This window comes from Saccharopolyspora sp. NPDC002686, assembly GCF_040295745.1.
Classification (GTDB): Bacteria; Actinomycetota; Actinomycetes; order Mycobacteriales; family Pseudonocardiaceae; genus Saccharopolyspora; species Saccharopolyspora oryzae.
Genome location: NZ_JBEOVY010000538.1, coordinates 1 through 3,460, shown reverse-complemented (window position 1 = coordinate 3,460; position 3,460 = coordinate 1). Strand labels below are relative to the sequence as shown.

The following is a 3,460-nucleotide window of genomic DNA, read 5'->3' as shown; positions in this document are numbered from 1 at the left end:
CCCGTTCGTGGGCGCCCACCACCGACACGCTCACACGACCTCAGCTCGAGGGCGACGGACGTCGCTCAGCGGAAGTCCGACGCGTGGTCCGCTACCCACTGCGCGAAGGTGCGGGGTGGGCGACCGGTGACCTGTTCGACGGTCGGCAGCACGGGGTCGGGGTTGTCGACCGCCTCGGCCCAGTAGCCCAGCAGCAGCTGGAGGACGTCCTCGGGCACGTGCTGCCCCAGCTCCGACCGGGCTTGTTCCGGCGACAACTCCTCGAACGGGATCTCCCGGCCGAGCGCTGCGCCGATGGTGCGCACCTGGTCGGCGATGGTGATCGTCGCGGGACCGCTGAGCGTGTACTTCGCCCCGACGTGGCCGTCTTCGAGCAGCGCTGCCGCGGCCACCGCGGCGATGTCGGCCTCGTGGATCAGAGCCTGCGCCGCAGCGGCGAAGGGCGCGCGCACCACGGCTCCCGAGCGGATGGTGTTCGCCCAGAGCAGCGAGTTCGACGCGAAGGCGCCGGGCCGGATCGCGGTGCAGTCGATTCCGGATTCCTCAACTGCCAGCTCGACGCCGAGATGCTTGAGATGGCTTTCGTGGTTGAAGTCGAACTTGTACTCGTCGCCTGCCGACGCCGAGGACAGCGCGACGATCCGGCTCACCCCGGCCTTTTTCGCGAATTCCGCGAATGCCGCCGCGCCGTCGTGCGGGAACAGGTATGCGCGCTCGACTCCGGCGAGTGCGGGTTCGAGCGTTTCAGGGAGGCCGAGGTCACCTCCGATGACCTCGACGTCAGGTGGGAAAACCGCAGCTCCGGGGTTCCGCGTCAGCACTCGCACCTTCACGCCTGCGTCGCGCAACTGCGACACGACGTGCTTGCCGACGCTCCCGGTCGCACCGGTCACCAAGAAGGTCATGAACCGCTCCAGCATCTCCGGACAGAACGAATACCGCCGCGATCGCGACGAAAGGAAAGCTACACCAATAATTGCGATCGCGGAAATTTGACAAATTGCGGGATCTTTGCTCAGAAATTGGTTGATGCGACCAGTGAGAGAACACTTCGATTCTTGTCAAGAGCGTGTCTGCAAATTTCCCCGAATTTGAAACGGGCGACACCTGGAGCTGCGCGGCCTCGGTGCTGGATTGCCAAGAACTCTTTGCAAAGAGTTCTCTGCGGTCGTATGGTGCCCGCATGGACCGGAAGCTGGACGCGAAGAGCCTGCGCGGGTTGGCGCATCCGCTGCGGATGGAGCTGCTGGGACTGCTGCGCAGCGACGGGCCCGCGACGGCGACGCAGCTGGCCGCGCGAGTGGGGGAGAGCAGCGGGACGACGAGCTGGCACCTGCGGCAGCTCGCCGAGCACGGGTTCGTCGAGGAGGACACCGAGCGGGGCAACCGGCGCGAGCGCTGGTGGCGCGCGGTGCACGAGCACACCGTGCTGGCCACCGGCGAGCTCGGCCCGGACGAGCAGGGGCCGCTGGCGGCCTACCTGTTCGGCGTCGCCGGCGCGCACTACCGGCAGGCCACGGCCTACCTGGCCGAACGGCAGCAGTGGTCGCCGGAGTGGACCGAAGCGGCGTCGATGTCGGACACCTTCCTCTCGCTGCGGCCCGAGGAGCTCGGTGAGCTGACCCGGCGGATGCACGAACTGCTCGACGAGTACCGGCGTCCCGCCGAGGACGGGGACGAGCAGGTCGCAGTGCAGTTCCAGGCCTTCCCGCGCTCGAAGCCGTGAACCGCCGGGCGCCGGTCTTCCTGCTGTGGGCGTCGACCGGCGTATCGGCGTTCGCCACGGCGGTCGCGCTGCTGGTCGTCCCGTGGTTCGTACTGTCGCTGACCGGCAGCGCGACGCTGGTGGGAGCCGTCGCCGCGGTCGAGATGGCCGGGCTGGTGGCGTTGGCCGGAGTCGGTGGTCCGCTGGTGGACCGGCTCGGCGCGCGCCGCAGCGCCATCGGATCGGACCTCGCGGCCGCCACGGTGCTCATCGCGATTCCGTTGCTGCACAACACGTTCGGCCTGGCGATGTGGCAGCTCTTCGTGCTCGCCGCGCTGCTCGGCGCCAGCCGAGCGCCTGGGCAGACCGCGCGGCGGGCGGTGGCTCCGGACCTCGTCGAGCAGGCCGGGATGCCGTTGGAACGCGGTACCGGAGGGCTCGAGGCGGCCAACAGGTCCGCGCAGATGCTCGGCGCTCCGCTGGGCGGCGCGGCGCTGGCCGTGGTCGCCGAAACCACCGTGCTGGCCGGTGTCGGAGCCCTCTTCGCACTGGCGGCGGGACTGACCGCGCTCGGCATCCCGCGAATCCGCGCCGAGCGCTCGACCGACGGCTACCTGGCTGACCTCCGCGCCGGTGCCCGCGCGCTGCTCGGCGACCGCCTGCTGGTGGGGATGGTGCTGGTCCTGCTGGTGATGAACACGCTGGACATGGCCGCGATCGGCGTCTTCCACCCGATCTACGCGGCCGAAGTGCTGCACAGCCCCGTCGCGCTCGGCGCCATCAGCGGCGTCATGGCCGCCACGGCACTGCTGGGCAACGTCGCCTACAGCTGGCTCGGTCCACGGCTGCCGAGGCGGTTCTTGCTGGTCACGGCCATCGCGATCGCCGGTGCTCCGCGATACGCGGTCATGGCCCTGGAACCCGGGTTGCCAGCAGTGCTGATCGTCATCGCCATCACGGGCCTGGTCTCGGGCGCGATCAACCCGACGCTGTCGGTGATCGCCTACGAGCGGGTGGATCCGAGCATGCGCGGCCGCGTCCTCGGCTTGACGAGCGCCGTTGCGATGGGTGGTGCTCCGCTGGGTGCGCTCGTCGGCGGAGTGCTGGTCGACGGGTTCGGCCTGCCCACCGCGCTGTGGTCGGCCGGTGCGGTCTACGTGCTGGTCACCCTCGCGATGGTGGTGCTGCCGGTGTGGCGCGGCCTGGACCGCGGCGCCGATCCGGTTCCGCAGCCGCTGCGCGAATCCCGTTGACATCGCACGTCCGGCTCCAGCGGCCCCGGACCGCCCGCACGTCGGGACTTCACCGCGGGATTAGGCTTGGGAGCTATGGCCACCGACTCGTTCAAGCAGGATCATTCCGTGCTCGCCGCCCGGCTGAACCGGGCGGCCGAAACCGCAGCCGCGGCTGACCTCGACGCGCTGCTGATCTCGCCCGGTTCCGACCTGCAGTACCTCCTGGGCGCCGGCGGTGAGTCGCACGAGCGGCTGACCTGCCTGGTGCTGCCCGCCGACGGACGGCCCGCGCTGGTGCTGCCGAAGCTCGAAGAACTCGGCTTCGCCGACATCCCGCTGGCCGAACTGGGCATCGAGGTCGTCACCTGGGTCGACGGCCAGGACCCGCACGCCATGGTGGCCGACCTGGCCGGTCGCGGCGGTGATGGTGCTTTTCGAAATCGCCTTGGCGATCAGCCATCCGATGAGCAGGATGATCAGGAACATGAAGAGCTTCGGCACGAATGTGGCGATGGCGGCC

Annotated in this window: 3 protein-coding genes and 1 pseudogene; 3 read left to right on the top strand and 1 reads right to left on the bottom strand. The window is 69.5% G+C overall.

The genetic code is table 11. The features are described 5' to 3' along the window. Positions 1 to 65: 65 nt before the first annotated feature. Entirely contained in the window at positions 66 to 905 is an 840-nt protein-coding gene (locus ABTZ89_RS37155) for an NAD(P)H-binding protein (RefSeq protein WP_351053835.1), read from the bottom strand. A gap of 278 nt (positions 906 to 1,183) precedes the next feature. On the opposite strand from ABTZ89_RS37155, the gene ABTZ89_RS37150 reads away from it, so the two are divergent. From ABTZ89_RS37150 to ABTZ89_RS37140, 3 genes and pseudogenes are all read left to right on the top strand, one after another. Continuing rightward, positions 1,184 to 1,726, top strand: a complete 543-nt coding sequence (locus ABTZ89_RS37150; RefSeq protein ID WP_270954446.1) for an ArsR/SmtB family transcription factor — start codon at positions 1,184 to 1,186, stop codon at positions 1,724 to 1,726. Beyond that, positions 1,723 to 2,958 (top strand): MFS transporter, encoded by a 1,236-nt coding sequence (locus tag ABTZ89_RS37145; protein ID WP_351053832.1) that lies wholly within the window; start codon positions 1,723 to 1,725, stop codon positions 2,956 to 2,958. The genes ABTZ89_RS37150 and ABTZ89_RS37145 overlap by 4 nt, the downstream gene beginning before the upstream one ends. A 75-nt stretch (positions 2,959 to 3,033) precedes the next feature. Then, a pseudogene (locus tag ABTZ89_RS37140) lies at positions 3,034 to 3,363 on the top strand (aminopeptidase P family N-terminal domain-containing protein); the annotation flags it as partial. Positions 3,364 to 3,460: the final 97 nt, after the last annotated feature.

Excerpts from the sequence above, each read along its gene's own strand:
- ABTZ89_RS37155 (WP_351053835.1), bottom strand. The coding sequence starts at position 905 with ATGACCTTCTTGGTGACCGGTGCGACCGGGAGCGTCGGCAAGCACGTC.
- ABTZ89_RS37150 (WP_270954446.1), top strand. The coding sequence starts at position 1,184 with ATGGACCGGAAGCTGGACGCGAAGAGCCTGCGCGGGTTGGCGCATCCG.